This is a genomic window from Serratia quinivorans (genome assembly GCF_052113645.1).
GTDB classification, from domain to species: domain Bacteria; phylum Pseudomonadota; class Gammaproteobacteria; order Enterobacterales; family Enterobacteriaceae; genus Serratia; species Serratia quinivorans_B.
In genome coordinates, this window is sequence record NZ_JBIEIU010000003.1 from 311,232 (window position 1) to 326,450 (window position 15,219).

Annotated in this window: 16 protein-coding genes; 9 read left to right on the top strand and 7 right to left on the bottom strand. The window is 57.5% G+C overall.

Annotated features, from left to right (window positions below; genetic code table 11):
- Positions 1-10 precede the first annotated feature (10 nt).
- From ACGS9J_RS08795 to ACGS9J_RS08805, 3 genes are read left to right on the top strand one after another with little or no spacing between them, the layout of a single operon-like run.
- Positions 11-1,330 (top strand): PTS sugar transporter subunit IIC, encoded by a 1,320-nt coding sequence (locus tag ACGS9J_RS08795; protein ID WP_442230551.1) that lies wholly within the window; start codon positions 11-13, stop codon positions 1,328-1,330.
- Positions 1,327-1,656 carry a PTS lactose/cellobiose transporter subunit IIA gene (locus ACGS9J_RS08800; protein ID WP_099063311.1) on the top strand — a complete coding sequence of 110 codons (330 nt, stop codon included), beginning with the start codon at positions 1,327-1,329 and terminating at the stop codon, positions 1,654-1,656. The genes ACGS9J_RS08795 and ACGS9J_RS08800 overlap by 4 nt, the downstream gene beginning before the upstream one ends.
- Positions 1,653-3,056, top strand: coding sequence for a GH1 family beta-glucosidase (locus ACGS9J_RS08805; protein ID WP_442230552.1), 1,404 nt, complete (start codon positions 1,653-1,655; stop codon positions 3,054-3,056). Before ACGS9J_RS08800 ends, ACGS9J_RS08805 begins: the two co-directional genes overlap by 4 nt.
- 150 nt (positions 3,057-3,206) lie before the next feature.
- Here ACGS9J_RS08805 and dkgA read toward each other — a convergent pair whose 3' ends face one another.
- Positions 3,207-4,031, bottom strand: a complete 825-nt coding sequence (dkgA, locus tag ACGS9J_RS08810) for a 2,5-didehydrogluconate reductase DkgA (protein WP_442230553.1) — start codon at positions 4,029-4,031, stop codon at positions 3,207-3,209.
- Positions 4,032-4,316: 285 nt separating this feature from the next.
- A complete protein-coding gene (gene yqhD / locus ACGS9J_RS08815) occupies positions 4,317-5,480 on the bottom strand; it encodes an alcohol dehydrogenase (RefSeq protein ID WP_442230554.1) in 1,164 nt (387 codons plus the stop codon).
- Positions 5,481-5,704: 224 nt separating this feature from the next.
- Here yqhD and ACGS9J_RS08820 point away from each other — a divergent pair, with 224 nt between their 5' ends.
- A complete protein-coding gene (locus ACGS9J_RS08820; protein WP_442230626.1) occupies positions 5,705-6,592 on the top strand; it encodes an AraC family transcriptional regulator in 888 nt (295 codons plus the stop codon).
- Positions 6,593-6,611: 19 nt separating this feature from the next.
- Here the strand turns inward: ACGS9J_RS08820 and ACGS9J_RS08825 are convergent, their stop codons facing one another.
- Entirely contained in the window at positions 6,612-7,640 is a 1,029-nt protein-coding gene (locus tag ACGS9J_RS08825; protein ID WP_442230555.1) for a zinc-dependent alcohol dehydrogenase family protein, read from the bottom strand.
- Between the two features lie 108 nt (positions 7,641-7,748).
- On the opposite strand from ACGS9J_RS08825, the gene ACGS9J_RS08830 reads away from it, so the two are divergent.
- Positions 7,749-8,669 (top strand): LysR substrate-binding domain-containing protein, encoded by a 921-nt coding sequence (locus tag ACGS9J_RS08830; RefSeq protein WP_442230556.1) that lies wholly within the window; start codon positions 7,749-7,751, stop codon positions 8,667-8,669.
- A gap of 27 nt (positions 8,670-8,696) precedes the next feature.
- Here ACGS9J_RS08830 and ACGS9J_RS08835 read toward each other — a convergent pair whose 3' ends face one another.
- Both ACGS9J_RS08835 and metC read right to left on the bottom strand, forming a co-directional pair.
- Complete coding sequence (locus ACGS9J_RS08835) at positions 8,697-9,359, bottom strand: DedA family protein (RefSeq protein ID WP_442230557.1); 663 nt, start codon at positions 9,357-9,359, stop codon at positions 8,697-8,699.
- 154 nt (positions 9,360-9,513) lie between these two features.
- Positions 9,514-10,710, bottom strand: coding sequence for a cystathionine beta-lyase (gene metC / locus ACGS9J_RS08840; protein WP_442230558.1), 1,197 nt, complete (start codon positions 10,708-10,710; stop codon positions 9,514-9,516).
- A 458-nt stretch (positions 10,711-11,168) separates the two neighbouring features.
- On the opposite strand from metC, the gene exbB reads away from it, so the two are divergent.
- The 4 genes from exbB (at position 11,169) to ACGS9J_RS08860 (ending at position 13,258) form a co-directional block, all read left to right on the top strand.
- Positions 11,169-12,140: a tol-pal system-associated acyl-CoA thioesterase gene (gene exbB, locus ACGS9J_RS08845; protein ID WP_442230559.1), complete on the top strand. Its 972-nt coding sequence runs from the start codon at positions 11,169-11,171 to the stop codon at positions 12,138-12,140.
- Positions 12,141-12,143: 3 nt separating this feature from the next.
- Positions 12,144-12,566 (top strand): TonB system transport protein ExbD, encoded by a 423-nt coding sequence (exbD, locus tag ACGS9J_RS08850; RefSeq protein WP_020828649.1) that lies wholly within the window; start codon positions 12,144-12,146, stop codon positions 12,564-12,566.
- A gap of 138 nt (positions 12,567-12,704) precedes the next feature.
- A complete protein-coding gene (locus tag ACGS9J_RS08855; RefSeq protein WP_442230560.1) occupies positions 12,705-12,965 on the top strand; it encodes a type II toxin-antitoxin system ParD family antitoxin in 261 nt (86 codons plus the stop codon).
- A complete protein-coding gene (locus ACGS9J_RS08860) occupies positions 12,965-13,258 on the top strand; it encodes a type II toxin-antitoxin system RelE/ParE family toxin (RefSeq protein WP_442230561.1) in 294 nt (97 codons plus the stop codon). Before ACGS9J_RS08855 ends, ACGS9J_RS08860 begins: the two co-directional genes overlap by 1 nt.
- 48 nt (positions 13,259-13,306) lie before the next feature.
- On the opposite strand, the gene ACGS9J_RS08865 is transcribed toward ACGS9J_RS08860, so the two are convergent.
- Together ACGS9J_RS08865 and ACGS9J_RS08870 are read right to left on the bottom strand one after the other, a co-directional pair.
- Positions 13,307-14,125: a shikimate 5-dehydrogenase gene (locus ACGS9J_RS08865; RefSeq protein WP_442230562.1), complete on the bottom strand. Its 819-nt coding sequence runs from the start codon at positions 14,123-14,125 to the stop codon at positions 13,307-13,309.
- A 36-nt stretch (positions 14,126-14,161) separates the two neighbouring features.
- On the bottom strand, positions 14,162-15,205 hold the full coding sequence (locus tag ACGS9J_RS08870) for a substrate-binding domain-containing protein (protein WP_442230563.1): 1,044 nt from the start codon (positions 15,203-15,205) through the stop codon (positions 14,162-14,164).
- Positions 15,206-15,219 lie beyond the last annotated feature (14 nt).

The following is a 15,219-nucleotide window of genomic DNA, read 5'->3' on the forward strand; positions in this document are numbered from 1 at the left end:
GGGTTGAACCATGAGTATCAGCCAGGCCGCATTTAATTTTATTGAAAACCGCATCAGCCCGATAGCCGGGAGATTATCGACCCAGCGACATATTATGGCGATCCGCGACGGCTTTATTTCCGCCATGCCGTTTATGATTGTCGGTTCATTTTTACTGGTATTTGCCTACCCGCCTTTTTCCGCCGACAGCAGTTGGGGAATAGCCCAATGGTGGCTGGGCGCGGCGGACAAACATCAGGTCGCAATTCTCACCCCGTTTAATATGACGATGGGGGTGATGTCGATCTATATAACCGCTGCCATTGCCTACAACTTAGCGCAGAGTTATAAGCTTGATCCCTTTATGGCGGCGATGTTGGCCCTGATGTCGTTCCTGCTGGTTGCCGCGCCGCAAAGCGAAAAAATGTTGCCGACCGCAGCCCTGGGCGGCGTGGGGATCTTCACCGCCATTCTGGTGGCGATTTACACCACTGAACTGATCCGCTTTCTCAAGGCGCACAATATCGGCATCTCGCTGCCGGAACAGGTGCCGGCCAAGATCAAGCAGTCGTTCGATCTGCTGATCCCGATCCTGGCGGTGGTGATCACGCTGTATCCGCTCAGCCTGCTGGTGCAGCACCAATTCAACCTGCTGTTGCCGCAGGCGATCATGGCGCTGTTCCAGCCGTTGATTTCCGCGGCGGATTCGTTGCCGGCGATCTTGCTGGCGGTGCTGATCGGCCATCTGCTGTGGTTCGCGGGCATTCACGGCGCGGTGATTGTTTCCGGCATGCTGCAGGCGTTCTGGCTGACCAATCTGGGTATCAACCAGGACGCGTTGGCTGCCAACCAACCGATGCCGCACATCTTTATGGAGGCCTTCTGGACCTTCTTTATCGTGATCGGCGGGTCCGGTGCCACCTTTGGGCTGGTACTGCTTTATCTGCGTAGCCGTTCGGCTCACCTGCGTTCGATCGGCAAGCTGAGCCTGGTGCCGAGCTGTTTCAACATCAACGAACCGGTGATCTTCGGCACGCCGATCGTGATGAACCCCACCTTCTTTATCCCGTTTATCACCGCACCGATCGTCAATTCGATCATCGCCTATGCGGCGGTGAAACTGGATCTGATCGGTCGGGTGATCTCGGTGGTGCCCTGGACCGCCCCGGCACCGATTGGCGCCGCCTGGGCCACCGGTTGGGATTTCCGCGCGGCGCTGTTGGTCCTGCTGTTGGCGGCGGTTTCGGCGTTGATCTACTACCCGTTCTTCAAAGTCTATGAGCAACAGTTGCTGGATCAGGAAGTGAGCGAAGCGGAGCAGATTGAACAAACACAAGGAGTTACCGAATGATCGACATGGAAACGGCGGTAATGGAGCTGATCATCAACGCCGGTGAGGCGCGCAGTTGCGCCATGCAGGCGTTGTACGCGGCGCGTAAGTATCAGTGGGATCAGGTGGATATCCTGCTGGCGGAATCGCAATTGGCGGCGAAGCGCGCTCACGCCACCCAGACCGAACTGATCGGTTTTGACGAGGGGGAAGGCAAGCTGCCGGTCAACCTGATCATGGTGCATGCGCAAGACCACATCATGAATGCCATGCTGGCGCGCGATCTGGTGGAGGAACTGGTGAGAATTTATCGATTACTGGAGCAAAACGGGGTGCAAAACCAATGAGCGTATTTCCGAAAGACTTTCTCTGGGGCGCGGCGACCGCGTCTTATCAGGTTGAGGGCGGCTTTGATGCCGACGGCAAAGGGCTGTCCAACTGGGATCTGTTCTCGCATCTGCCCGGCACCACTTATCAGGGCACTAACGGCGACGTCGCGGTCGATCATTATCATCGCTTCCGTGAAGATGTGGCGCTAATGGCTGAACTGGGGATGCAGACCTACCGATTCTCGATCTCCTGGCCACGGCTGTTGCCGCAAGGGCGGGGAGAAGTGAACGAGGCCGGGATCCAATTCTACAGTGATCTGATCGACGAACTGCTGAAACACAATATCAAACCAATGATCACCCTGTACCACTGGGATCTGCCGCAGGCGTTGCAGGATGAGTTTGGTGGTTGGGAATCGCGTGAGATCGTCGAGGCTTTTGATGAATATGCACGCCTGTGTTACGCGCGTTTTGGCGACCGGGTTGAGCTTTGGTCCACCTTCAACGAAACCATCGTGTTTATCGGCATGGGCTATATCACCGGAGCGCACCCGCCCAAACTGACCGATCCGAAAAAGGGGATTCAGGCCTGTCACCATGTGTTCCTGGCTAATGCCCGTGCGGTAAAAAGCTTCCGTGAAATGAAGATCAACGGCCAGATCGGCTTCGTCAACGTGTTGCAGCCGAACGATCCGATCAGCGATTCGCCGCAGGATCGTCGCGCCTGCGAGATCGCCGAAGGGATCTTCACCCACTGGCTGTACGATCCGGTGCTGAAAGGGGAATACCCGGCAGAGCTGTTGGCGATGGCGCAGCAGGCTTTTGGCGTGCCGCATTTCGCTCCGGGGGATGAGGCGTTACTGAAAGAGAATATCGTCGATTTTATCGGCCTGAATTACTACAAACGCGAAATGGTGGCACACAACGACGACGTGGACGGTTATGCCATCAACACCAGCGGGCAGAAGGGCAGCGGGCGCGAGTTGGGCTTCAAGGGGCTGTTTAAACAGGTACGTAACCCGAACGGCGTCTACACCGACTGGGACTGGGAGGTTTATCCGCAGGGGCTGACCGACGCCATTGGACGCATCGTCAAACGCTACGGCAATATCCCGATCTACATTACCGAGAACGGGTTGGGGGCCAAGGATCCGATCGTCGAGGGTGAAGTTCGCGATCAACCGCGCATTGATTACCTGCGCGATCATATTCAGGCGATCGGTGCCGCGATCGAGCAGGGTGCGGATGTCCGTGGTTACTACCCGTGGTCGTTTATCGATCTGCTCTCGTGGCTCAACGGCTATCAGAAACAGTACGGCTTTGTGTATGTCGATCACGACAACAATTTGGCACGCAAGAAGAAGCAGAGCTTTGGCTGGTATCAGCGGGTGATCGCCACTAACGGCGAACAGTTGTAGCGGGGAATAAAACAGCCCTCTCCAGAGGAGAGGGCTGTTAAGAGCTAAACCTGTAGGGGTCGAACATGTTCGACCCGATTTAACCCATTGATTATGTTATCGGGCGCGGCATGCAGCGCCCCTACCATTAAACAACAGGGCTGAGTCATATTACAGTGAGTCCGGATCCGGCCCCAGACGGTTGCCGATATCCAGTTTGGCAATAGCGCCCAGTTCGTCTTTATCCAATTTGAAATCAAAGACTTCGAAGTTTTCACGAATGCGCGACGGCGTGATCGATTTCGGGATCACGATCAGACCGCTGTCCAGGTGCCAGCGCACCACGATCTGCGCCGGGGTCTTCTCGTATTTTTCCGCCAGGTCTTTGATCACCGGTTGGTCGAATACCCCTTCGCCGCCCTGTGCCAGCGGGCTCCAGGATTCGGTCGCGATATGGTGCGTTGCGTTCCAGGCGCGCAACTGGCGCTGTTGCAGCAACGGGTGCAGCTCAATCTGGTTGATCACCGGTGCGATATTGGTTTCATCCAGCAGGCGCTGCAGATGCGGAGTGTGGAAATTACAAACCCCGATGCTCTTGACCAACCCCTGCTCGCGCAGTTTGATTAACCCGCGCCAGGCATCCACGTACTGATCCTGCTGCGGTTTCGGCCAGTGGATCAGATACAGATCCACGTAATCCAGCTTGAGTTTTTCCAGGCTGGTTTCCAGTGCGCCTTGCGGATCGCCCTGATCGTCATTCCACAGTTTGGTGGTGATGAACAGCTCGTCGCGGGGTATTGAGGCGGATTGCAGCGCGCTGCCAACCCCTTCCTCATTCTTGTAGATCGCAGCGGTATCAATCGAGCGATAACCCACCTCCAGCGCTTTAAGCACTGCCTGGGTGGTTTCTGGAATACTCGCCTGCCAAACGCCGAGACCCAACTGCGGCATCAGATTACCATCGTGGAGTTTGATGATGGGTTGTTGCGTTGTCATGCGTATCTCCTTGTCAACGGATTGCCCAGTGCTGCACTGCATGCACCGGAAACGGCTATTAATAAATTCTAGTTGGCAAATTGGGCGAGTGCTGAGTTTGCTAACCAAATTCCAACGGTTTCGGGATAGGGCGGCTACAGGTCATGTTTTCTCCCATGGATTAACGAGATGATGTCATGCGAAGCGATCGGCAGCGCAGAGATAGCGCTGAACTGCGCCCGATGATCGGTCGGGCGCAGGAGAGAAGTCGAAACTAAAGCCTAGCAGGAAAAACGGGGTTTGCGATTAACGCGCCGCCTCATAAATACGCTGGCTGACTTCCAGAGTGATGTCCTGATGCTCGCCCAGTGCGGTCATGCCGTGCTGATGCAGCTTATCAAGCAGTGCCGGGATAGAGCTGCCGTCGAGCTGATAATCCGCCATACGGGTGGGCACGCCCATTTGTTCGAAGAAAGCACGCGTGGCGGCAATGGCACCGTCGATGCGGCTGTCTTCGCTGCCGTCGCGCAGACCCCAGACGCGCTCGGCGTACTGCAGCAATTTTTCGCGTTTCTGCGCTTTTTTCTCGATCAGCAGTGCAGGCAGCACAATCGCCAGCGTCTGGGCATGATCCAAACCGTGCATCGCGGTCAACTCGTGGCCCAGCATATGGGTTGCCCAATCCTGCGGTACACCGGCACCGATCAGACCGTTCAACGCCATGGTGGCGCTCCACATCACATTGGCGCGTACGGCATAGTTTTCCGGCTCGGACAGCGCACGCGGGCCATCTTCCAGCAGCGTCAGCAGCAAGCCTTCGGCAAAGCGGTCTTGCACCTTGGCGTCGACCGGGTAGGTCAGGTACTGCTCAATGGTGTGGACAAAGGCGTCGACCACGCCATTGGCGATTTGACGCGGCGGCAGGGAGTAAGTCACTACCGGATCCAGTACCGCGAACAGCGGTTGCACGTGTGGCGAGAAGAAGTGCTGCTTGTCGCCGCTGCTTTTACGGGTGATCACCGCACCGCTGTTGGATTCAGAACCGGTGGCCGGCAAGGTCAGCACGCAACCCATTGGCACTGCGCCTTTGATTTCACTGCCCACGGTTTTCAGGATGTGCCATGGATCGGCATCCGCCTGATAGTGGGCCGCCGCGGCAATGAATTTGGTGCCGTCAACCACCGAACCGCCGCCGACGGCCAGCAGGAAATCGATATTTTCTGCACGTACCACCTCGACCGCTTTCATCAGCGTTTCGTAGGTTGGGTTAGGCTCAATGCCGGAGAACTCCTGCACGGTGCGGCCCGCCAATGCGGAATAAACCTGATCCAGCACGCCGTTTTTCTTCACGCTGCCGCCACCGTAGGTGATCAGAATGCGTGCGTCGGCAGGGATCTGCTGTGCCAGCCCGGCGATTTGGTCTTGGCCGAACAGGATTTTGGTGGGGGTATGAAGAATAAAGTTTTGCATGGGTAATGTCTCTTCTCTGCATGGGGCAAGCGCCGTTGGCGCAAAATATCTGAGGTGTATTGTCAGTAACTTGGCCCAACATCACAATGCACATTCCTGCCCGAGTCTTGCCTATTTCTACAAAGCGTTGTAGAAAAGTAGAGTTTTAAACTATTATTTATGCCGAATTGTTCTTAATGTAAGAGGGTGTTTCCGTGAGCGAAATCGATGAACTGCGCGGCCGCATGGCGCGCCAGGCGGCTTGTTTTGCCGAGAGTAACGGTTACACGCCTTCGCCGGTGCCGCAGGTGAAAATCCTCTACGTTGATCGCCATTGCCCGCGCCAGCCGGTGATGTATGAGCCGGGCGTGGTGATCATTTTCCAGGGGCATAAGGTCGGTTACTGCGGTAACCGGGTCTTTCAGTACGATCCGCGCAATTATCTGCTGATGACGGTGCCGTTGCCGTTCGAATGCGAAACCTTTGCCAGCCCTGAGTTGCCGCTGGTGGGGCTGGCGGTGAATATCGACAGTCAGATGCTGCAGGATCTGCTGATCGACATCGGTGATGACGACTACCTGATGAAACCGCGCAGAGAAAGCAGTGGGGTGAACCTGGCCGAGCTGTCGGAAGAGTTGCTGTGCGCCACCGAACGCCTGCTGGACGTGATGGCCAAACCGCTGGATGCGCGCGTGCTGGGGCCGCAGATTGTGCGCGAAATTCTCTACCACGTGCTGCGTGGTGCCTGTGGGGCATCATTGCAGGAACTGGTTAACCGCCACACCCACTTCAGCCAAATCGCCAAGGCGCTGCGACGCATCGAGCACCAATATGCGGACAGCCTCAACGTTGAGCAGTTGGCGGGGGAGGTGAATATGAGCATCTCGGCGTTTCACCATAATTTCAAGGCGGTGACCAACACCTCGCCGCTGCAATATGTGAAATCCTATCGCTTGCACAAGGCGCGGTTGTTGATGGTGCACGACGGCTTGAAGGCCAGCACCGCTGCGATCCGCGTCGGCTACGAGAGTGCTTCGCAGTTCAGCCGCGAATTCAAACGTTTCTTCGGCGTGACGCCGAGCGACGAAGTTGCCCGACTGCGCGATAACCCGCCTTTAATGATGGAAGGCTAAGCCCGCAGCCAGGCGGGGGTCAGCGCGTCAGCACGATTTTGCCAAATGCCCCACGTTCGAGGTGATCGAGCGCCTGCGGCAATTGGTCAAAGCGATAACGCTGGTCAATCACCGGCTGCAAGGCATTGATGTCCACGGCCCGCACCAGATCCTCCAGCGCCCGGCGGTGGCCGACGCCAATCCCCTGAATGACCGGCGATTTCAGCAACAGCGGCCCTGCAGGAGCCGAGACTTCGAAACCTTCCAGCGCCCCGATGACCGAAATGCGTCCTTGCACCGCCACGGCGCGTACCGAGTTGCCGAGATTAGGGCCGCCCACGGTATCAATCACATGGTCGATGCCGTGATCCCGAGATAACCGGTACACCTCTTCGACCCAGTCGCCATTCAGGCGGTTAATGCCGTGATCGGCACCCAGGGCTTTGGCGCGCGCCAGTTTCTCGTCACTGCCGGAGGTGACATAGACCTCGGCACCGAGCAACTTGGCGATCTGCAGCGCGAACAGCGCTACCCCACCGGTGCCCTGCACCAGCACCGATTCCCCGGCGTGCAGGTGGCCCCGTTCAACCAGCGCGAACCAGGCGGTCAGCCCGGCACAGGGCAGGGTGCTGGCCTGCGCATCGTCCAGCGACGTGGGCGCGGCCGTCAGCCAGTCCTCGTGCAGCACCACGTATTCCGCCAGCATGCCCTGATAAAAACCGCCCAGCGTGCGGTACGGCGGGGTGCGTGCATTGCCGTACGGTTTTTGCAGGCCATCGATCCAGCCGGGGCTGAAGGTGGAAATCACCCGCTCGCCGGGCTGAAAACGGGTGACGCCGACCCCAATGGCATCAACTTCACCGGCCATGTCGGAGGCGGGCGTAAAGGGCTGCGGCAATTCCAGCCCCATGCCGGTTTCGATCACCAACTTATCGCGGTAGTTGAGCGATACCGCATTCACTTTCACTCTGATCTCATGCGGTCCCGGTTGCGGAATGTCGCTTTCGTTCAGTTGCAGGTGCTGACGCCCCAGGGCGTCCATTGTCCAGCGTTGCATTGTTTCGGCCATGATTGACTCCAAAGTCAGCGATAAACAGACCTGCTGATATTATCGTTGATTAGGGTTCGCCAGTGGCGATAAGATTTCCTTTGATTGTTTCTTTCAGGGCTACAAAACATGACCGATCGATTGAACGGCATTTCGGTGTTTGTCACTGCGGTGGAGGCGGGCAGTTTTGCGCTGGCGGCCAGCCGGTTGCACCTATCGCGTTCGGCGGTAGGGAAAACCATTGCCCGGCTGGAACAGCGGTTGGCCGTGCGCCTGTTTCACCGCACCACCCGCAGTCAGAGTCTGACCGACGATGGTGCGCTGTTTTACGAACGCTGTCTGCGCGCACTGGAGGAGATCCGTACCGCAGAAACGCTGCTGGAGTCGGGCAAGCAGCAGGTCAGCGGCAGGTTGCGGGTGTCGATGCCGGTGTTATTCGGCCGCATGTGCATTGCACCGCTGTTGACCGGCATGGCGCGCGAACATCCTGGACTGGAGCTGGAGTTGTCATTCAACGACCGCGTGGTGGATTTGATTGAGGACGGTTTCGATCTGGCGATCCGCAACGGTGCGCTGGTCGGCAGTAACGGGCTGGTGGCGCGGCGCATTGGCGACCACCGCATGACGTTGTGCGCAGCACCGGATTATCTGTTGCGCCGCGGCGAACCCAAGACTCTCGAACAGTTGGCGCAGCATGACGCGGTGACCTACATGCGTGCCGGCGTAGTGCGTCACTGGTTGATCCTGGATACCTGCGGCAAAGAGCAGGAAGTCATACCGAATAAACGACTGCAAATGGATGACCTGCAGGCGATTGCGGATGCCACGGTAGCGGGGTTTGGCATTGCCTGGTTACCTTGCTGGCTGGTGCGAGAATCGTTGTTGAAAGGGGAGTTGATCAGGTTGATGCGCGATCGGCCCGGTAGGTCATTCGAGACTCATGCGCTATGGCCGCAAACGCCGCATTTGCCGTTGAAGGTTCGATTGGCGGTGGATACGCTGGTGAGCAAGTTGCCCCCCAGCCTGGCGTTGGTTGAAAAATCCCTGTAGGGGCGGCGGTTGCCGCCCGTCAGAACATCAGGAAGAAGCGGCGCGTTTTTTACGCCAGATAACCAACATCCCCCCCAGCAGGCCAACCAGCAGCAGCACCAGCGGCAGGATCATCAGCCCGGTCATCACCTGGCTCTCGTAGCGTTTCACCAAAGGGATCTGGCTGAAAGCGTAACCGAGGCCGACCACCGCACCCACCCAAATCACTGCGCTTAGCCAGTTGAAGAACTGAAAACGGGTGCTGTTCAGGCCCGAGATCCCGGCCATGGTGGGCAGCAGGGTGCGAACAAACCCCAGAAAACGGCCAATCACCAGCGCCATCAGGCCATGGCGGTTAAACAGGTTGTGCGCGCGTTGGTGATACTGGGCGGGTAATTGCAGCAGCCAGCCCTTGACCAGATTGGTGTGGCCCAACCAGCGGCCTTGCAGGTAGCTCAGCCAACAGCCCAGGCTGGCCGCGACGGTTAAAATGATCAGCGTTGGCACAAAGGCCATCACGCCTTTGGCGATCAGTGCGCCGGATAACAGCAGCAGGCTGTCGCCGGGCAAGAAAGAGGCTGGCAGTAGTCCGTTTTCTAAAAATAGAGTGGTGAAAAGCACCGCATAAACCACCCAAATTACGCTGGGATCGGCAAGGGCAATGAAGTCCTGCTGCCAAAGCGCATGAACAATCTCTCGTAATACATCCATTATATATCCTGTTGCATACCGGTTGCGCCTGGCGTCAGGTTATCCAGGGCGCCGTGTTGGCCGTATCTGACAGTTACCCGGCTAGTGTAACGCTAATAGCTTAAGCACACATTAAACAAGGCGAATAAAGTTGCCGGTGCAAACAGGCGATATGTCATTGCGCGTGGGTGATGCGGTCGAACCCGGCGGCGAGGTCGGCGATCAGATCCTGCACGTTCTCCAGGCCGATATGCAGGCGCACCAGGGTGCCGGAGAAGTCGATGCCGCCCGCCGGACGAATGGCTTCCAGTTCCTCCGGTTGGTTAGCCAGGATCAGGGATTCATAGCCGCCCCAGGAATAGGCCATGCTGAAGTGGCTGAAGTTGTCCAGATACTGGGCTAACTGCGTGTCGCTCAGACGCTGTTTCAGCACGAAAGAGAACAGGCCGTTGCAGCCGCTGAAATCACGGCGGTAAAACTCATGGCCCTTGCAACTGGGCAGCGCGGGGTGATTGACCACGGCTACTTCCGGTCGTTCGGCCAGCCAATTGGCGACTTCGATACTGCTTTGCTGGTGCTGTTTCAGGCGAACGCCCAGCGTGCGCAGGCCGCGGCTGGCCATATAAGCGGTATCGGCGTCGACCATCTGGCCCATCAAATAAGAGTATTCGCGCAGTCGGTCCCAACAGCGTGGGTTAGCCACGGCGGTGCCGAGCATGTAGTCGGAATGGCCGATAATGTATTTGGTGCCGGCCTGAATCGAAATGTCGATATCAAAATCCAGCGCCTTGAACAGCACGCCGGCCGCCCAAGTGTTATCGATCATGATCACCACCTCAGGTGCCACGGCGCGAATGGCTTGCACCATCGCCGGGATATCCTGGATCTCCATGGTGATTGAACCCGGGGATTCGAGGAACACCACGCGGGTATTGGGTTGAATCAGCCCGGCGATATCGGCGCCGATCAGCGGGTCGAAATAGGTGGTTTCCACATTCATGCGGCTCAGAATGTGGGTACAAAAGTCCTGCGTCGGCTCATACACCGAGCCGGTCATCAGCAGGTGATCGCCCGCGCCGACAAAGGACAAAATGGCGTTGGAGACCGCCGCCGCGCCGCAAGGATAAAGCACACAGCCAGCACCGCCTTCCAGTTCGACCATCGCATCCTGCAACGCGAAGTGGGTCAGGGTGCCGCGTCTGCCGTAAAACAGTTCGCCATGGGCGCGCTTGGCAGTGGCGTCTTTTTTGGCCGCCACGGAGTCAAATACCAGTGAAGAAGCACGTTGGGTGACAGGGTTGACGGAGCCCTGGGTGTAGCGCTTGCTGCGCCCGGCACCAATCAGGGTGGTTTCGATGTTTTTAGACGTCATAGGAACAGGCTCACCTTTGCTGGATCTTCACGGGCCATTTGCGATAGCCCTTACGTTAGCATGACCTATAATAGCCATCCAGACGTTTTAACATCCAAATGTAGAAACGGCTATAATCTTCTGCTCAATGCCGCTCTCGCACCTCATCGTTCTGTCTGGCGGCGATAACCAAGAGAGTTTATCGGTGAGCCTGAGATGTAACAGTAAAATGCGGCAAAACCCCCGACTTTGTTGCAGCCCTGTGCGGTAAAAGTGACGAAATAGCCCTATAAAGGGCACACATAGGGGCGAACAGGCGGCGAATGGGTTAGTGAAGGAACCTTAAGTGCGGCACAAGGGTGATTTTCCCGATTATTTGGTAAATAATAATGAGAACTACTATCAATCCCTGATTGGTTTGATATGATCGCACGCTGAATTATTCCTCAATTTTGATCGGTAACGGGTGGAGGCACAGCGTGAAAACGGCTGGCAAGCATTTAAATCAAGGATCGTTCGGTCAGGGCCGGGCGCAATGGGGCCAGGCATTCGGCCGTGGTCTGATAGCTTCAATGGTATTGGTGGTGGGTCTGGCCGGCAGCGCTCAGGCGGCCCCGGCGGCTAATCCGGCCGTTACCGAAAGCGTGGCTCCGGCCACCGCACCTGCTGCGGCAGCGCCTGAAACCCTCACTCCGGTCAATCCGCAGCCGACCATTCAGCCGCCGGAAACCCGCGGTATGGACCTGTCCGTCTGGGGGATGTACCAGCATGCGGACATCGTGGTGAAAATCGTGATGATTGGCCTGGTGCTGGCGTCTATCGTCACCTGGACCATCCTGTTCTCCAAAGGCAGCGAACTGTTCCGCGCCAAGCGCCGTCTGCGCCGCGAACAGCTGGCGTTGGCCAATGTCCGCTCGCTGGACGAAGCGTCCGAACTGGCGCAGAACTTCTCGGACGAAAGCATCAGCTCAGTGTTGCTGAATGACGCGCAAAACGAGCTGGAACTGTCGGCGGCGTCCAACGACAACAACGGCATCAAGGAACGTACCGGTTTCCGTCTGGAGCGTCGCGTCGCGGGCTACAGCCGTAACATGGGGCGTGGCAATGGCTTCCTGGCGACCATCGGTGCCATTTCGCCGTTTGTCGGCCTGTTCGGTACCGTTTGGGGCATCATGAACAGCTTTATCGGTATCGCCCACTCGCAAACCACCAACCTGGCCGTGGTGGCCCCCGGCATCGCAGAAGCGCTGCTGGCCACCGCACTGGGCCTGGTCGCCGCGATCCCGGCGGTGGTGATTTATAACATCTTCGCCCGTGTGATCAGCGGTCACCGCGCTCAGGTTGGCGACGTAGCGGCGCAGGTGCTGCTGCTGCTGGGCCGCGATTTGGATCTGGCCGCCACGGCGGAAGCCAAACGCTCACAGCATTCACACCAACTGCGGGTGGGGTGAGTTATGGCGATGCGCTTAAATGAAGATCTGGACGACAGCGGCGAACTGCATGAAATCAACGTGACGCCGTTTATCGACGTCATGCTGGTGCTGTTGATCATCTTTATGGTGGCCGCGCCGCTGGCAACGGTAGATATCCGTGTCGATCTCCCGGCGTCCTCCGCCAAACCTCAGCCGCGTCCGGAAAAACCGGTGTTCCTGTCGGTGAAAGCGGATAAACAGCTCTACGTTGGCGAACAAGCGGTCAGCGCAGATCAGCTGACGTCGGTGCTGGATCAACGAACCCAGGCGAACAAAGAGACCACCATCTTCTTCCAGGCGGACAAGAGCGTGGACTATGAAACGCTGATGAGCGTAATGGATACGCTACGTAAAGCCGGTTACCTGAAAGTGGGGCTGGTGGGGATGGAAGGCACCGCCAAGTAGCGGGCTGATATCACCTACGGTTAGAAGGGCGCTCAGGCGCCCTTTTTTATTGGCTGAGTTTTGTACAAATACTTGACGTGCCGTCGATAAATGAAAATACTAATAGATAGTAATTAACACTACTTTCCGGAGTCGGCCATGCCAACCAGCATTGCTTTAAGCCCTTATTTTGAAAAGTTCGTTCATGAGCAAATTGACAGCGGGCGCTATGGCAACGTCAGTGAAGTGATTCGGGCGGGTCTGCGCCTGCTCGAAGAACATGAGCGAGCGATGAAAATTGAAGAGCTGCGAGTGGCCACTGCACAGGGAATTGAAAGTGGTGAGGGAGTCCCGGCGGAAGAGGCGTTTACGCGTTTGCGGGCTAAATACCAACGGATGGTGGATAACGGAAGTGACTAATGGGGCTAACAATATCGCCGGCGGCGATATATGACATTGAAAGTATTGGCGACCGTATTGCGCAGGAAAATCCGGTCCGCGCACTGAGTTTCATTGCTGAATTGTATAGCCAATGCCAGCGTATCGGTGAGTCACCGCAAGCCTATCAAAAGCGCCCTGAACTTGGCCGGGACGTCAGGATTAGCGCCTATGGAAAATACCTTATCGTTTTCACCGCGCTACAGCCTAATGTCAGGATCGAGCGCGTATTCCACGGTGCGAGAAATATTTTGCGTCTGCTGGCCCACCGTTAAAACGTTAGGCCTGACCAAGCGGTTCGGCCCTAACGTTTACGTCCCTGTTTAACCGCGAGCGTGCGCCGCCGCGCGGGCGATTTGCTCATCGGTAGGGCGTACGTCGGTATAGAGCACAAACTGCTCCAGCGCCTGTAACGCAATCACTTCTGCGCCGGTAATCACTCGTTTGCCGTGTTCGCGCCCGTAGCGAATCAGTGGGGTTTCCGCCGGCAGCGCCACCACGTCGAAGACGATGTTTGCCGCATCGACAGTGGCGGGCGTGAAGGCCAACTGCTCCGCTTCAGCACCGCCGGCCATGCCAATTGGCGTTACGTTGATCACCATCTCCACCTTTAGCTCACCGACTTCGGCCTGCCACTGATAGCCGTACGCGCTAGCCAGAGCCTGTCCTGCCTGCGGATTGCGGGCGATGATATGGCCGTTTTTGAAACCGGCGTCACGCAGCGCGGCGGTGACCGCTTTCGCCATGCCGCCGCTGCCGCGCAGGGCAAAGGAGGTTGCCGCCGGGATTTGGTGCTGGGCCAGCAGTTTGGCGATGGCGATATAATCGGTGTTATAGGCCCGCAGAAAACCGTCGTCATTGACGATGGTATTGACCGACTCAATCGCCGTGGCGGAAGCGTCCAGTTCGTCGAGGAAAGGGATGCAGCTCTCTTTGAACGGCATGGAAACCGCGCAGCCGCGGATCCCCAAAGCCCGTACGCCGCCCACCGCCGCCTGAATATCCTGGGTGGTGAACGCCTTGTAGATAAAATTCAGATCCAGTTCCTGATACAGGTAGTTATGGAAGCGGGTGCCGAAGTTGCCGGGGCGACCGGCCAGCGACATGCACAGCTGGGTATCTTTATTAATCTCACGGCTCATGTGGAGCTCCTTAAGCGGGAAAAGAAAAACCTGAAATCAGGGCTGGCCGAGCAGTGCCTTCGAACCGGCGTGACGCCAGTGGATGCTGCCCGGCAGGTAGAGCGCGTTCTGCTCCAACGGCCGCTCGTCAATCAGTGCGCTGACCATGTCGAAACTGTGTTGGGCCAGGGCGCGGCAGTCCTGTGCCACCGTGTCGATTTTCAGCGTCAGGCCATCGAACAGGTAGTGATCGTCGAAGCTGCACAAATGCAGATCGCTTTCCATCAGCTGGTGTTGGTTCAGGTAGCGCAGCACCCCTTCCAGCAGGCCGCAGGCGGCGGTGAACAGGGCCTTGGGCGGACGGCCCAGCTGTGCACACAGTTGGGCGAACATCTCGTAGCCGGAGCTGGGATGATAATTGCCGTTGATGATCCATTCCGGTTTACACACCACCCCGGCGCGTTCAAGGCCGAGCTGAAAACCGGCTAACCGATCGCGGGTTGGCGAGATACGGGGTTGCCCACCCAGGAAATAAAACTCGTCCGGATGCTGGCGTGCGACGTTTTCCACCAGCGTGGCGGTCGAGGTCAGTGAGTCGGTGATCACCAGCGGCAGGTCGGAGCCGGTGATCAGGCGGTCCATCTGCACCACCGGCAGGCTGGCGTTAATCTTTTGGTATTCCGCATCGTTGAGCTGGCTGGAGGCGACAATCAGGCCATCGACCTGCCGCTGCACCAGGCTGTTCACCGCCATCATTTCCTGCGCCGGGTTCTCGTCGGTGCAGGCGATCAGCAACTGCAAACCGGCCTCGCGGCACAGGGTTTCCAGCTCGCGTGAAATCACCGCAAAACCGTAGTTGGTCATTTCCGGCACCACCAGCCCCAGGGTGTGGCTGCGGGAAGAGCGCAGCGAACGGGCGTGGAAGCTGGGCTGGTAATGGTGCTCGCCGGCCAGCGCCAGGATGCGATCGCGGGTGTCGTCGGACACCCGGTACTCCTTGCTGCGGCCATTAAGCACCAGGCTGGCGGTCGATTTCGACACGCCGGCCAGTGCGGCAATATCACTGATGGTTATGCGTTTATTTTTTTTCACTGACGGCATCTGAATTCATCAAA

Excerpts from the sequence above, each read along its gene's own strand:
- ACGS9J_RS08855 (WP_442230560.1), top strand. The coding sequence starts at position 12,705 with ATGCCAACCAGCATTGCTTTAAGCCCTTATTTTGAAAAGTTCGTTCAT.
- ACGS9J_RS08830 (WP_442230556.1), top strand. The coding sequence starts at position 7,749 with ATGACCGATCGATTGAACGGCATTTCGGTGTTTGTCACTGCGGTGGAG.
- ACGS9J_RS08820 (WP_442230626.1), top strand. The coding sequence starts at position 5,705 with ATGGCGCGCCAGGCGGCTTGTTTTGCCGAGAGTAACGGTTACACGCCT.
- ACGS9J_RS08860 (WP_442230561.1), top strand. The coding sequence starts at position 12,965 with ATGGGGCTAACAATATCGCCGGCGGCGATATATGACATTGAAAGTATT.
- yqhD (WP_442230554.1), bottom strand. The coding sequence starts at position 5,480 with ATGCAAAACTTTATTCTTCATACCCCCACCAAAATCCTGTTCGGCCAA.
- ACGS9J_RS08870 (WP_442230563.1), bottom strand. The coding sequence starts at position 15,205 with ATGCCGTCAGTGAAAAAAAATAAACGCATAACCATCAGTGATATTGCC.
- ACGS9J_RS08805 (WP_442230552.1), top strand. The coding sequence starts at position 1,653 with ATGAGCGTATTTCCGAAAGACTTTCTCTGGGGCGCGGCGACCGCGTCT.
- dkgA (WP_442230553.1), bottom strand. The coding sequence starts at position 4,031 with ATGACAACGCAACAACCCATCATCAAACTCCACGATGGTAATCTGATG.
- exbD (WP_020828649.1), top strand. The coding sequence starts at position 12,144 with ATGGCGATGCGCTTAAATGAAGATCTGGACGACAGCGGCGAACTGCAT.
- ACGS9J_RS08795 (WP_442230551.1), top strand. The coding sequence starts at position 11 with ATGAGTATCAGCCAGGCCGCATTTAATTTTATTGAAAACCGCATCAGC.
- ACGS9J_RS08835 (WP_442230557.1), bottom strand. The coding sequence starts at position 9,359 with ATGGATGTATTACGAGAGATTGTTCATGCGCTTTGGCAGCAGGACTTC.
- ACGS9J_RS08800 (WP_099063311.1), top strand. The coding sequence starts at position 1,327 with ATGATCGACATGGAAACGGCGGTAATGGAGCTGATCATCAACGCCGGT.
- ACGS9J_RS08825 (WP_442230555.1), bottom strand. The coding sequence starts at position 7,640 with ATGGCCGAAACAATGCAACGCTGGACAATGGACGCCCTGGGGCGTCAG.
- ACGS9J_RS08865 (WP_442230562.1), bottom strand. The coding sequence starts at position 14,125 with ATGAGCCGTGAGATTAATAAAGATACCCAGCTGTGCATGTCGCTGGCC.
- metC (WP_442230558.1), bottom strand. The coding sequence starts at position 10,710 with ATGACGTCTAAAAACATCGAAACCACCCTGATTGGTGCCGGGCGCAGC.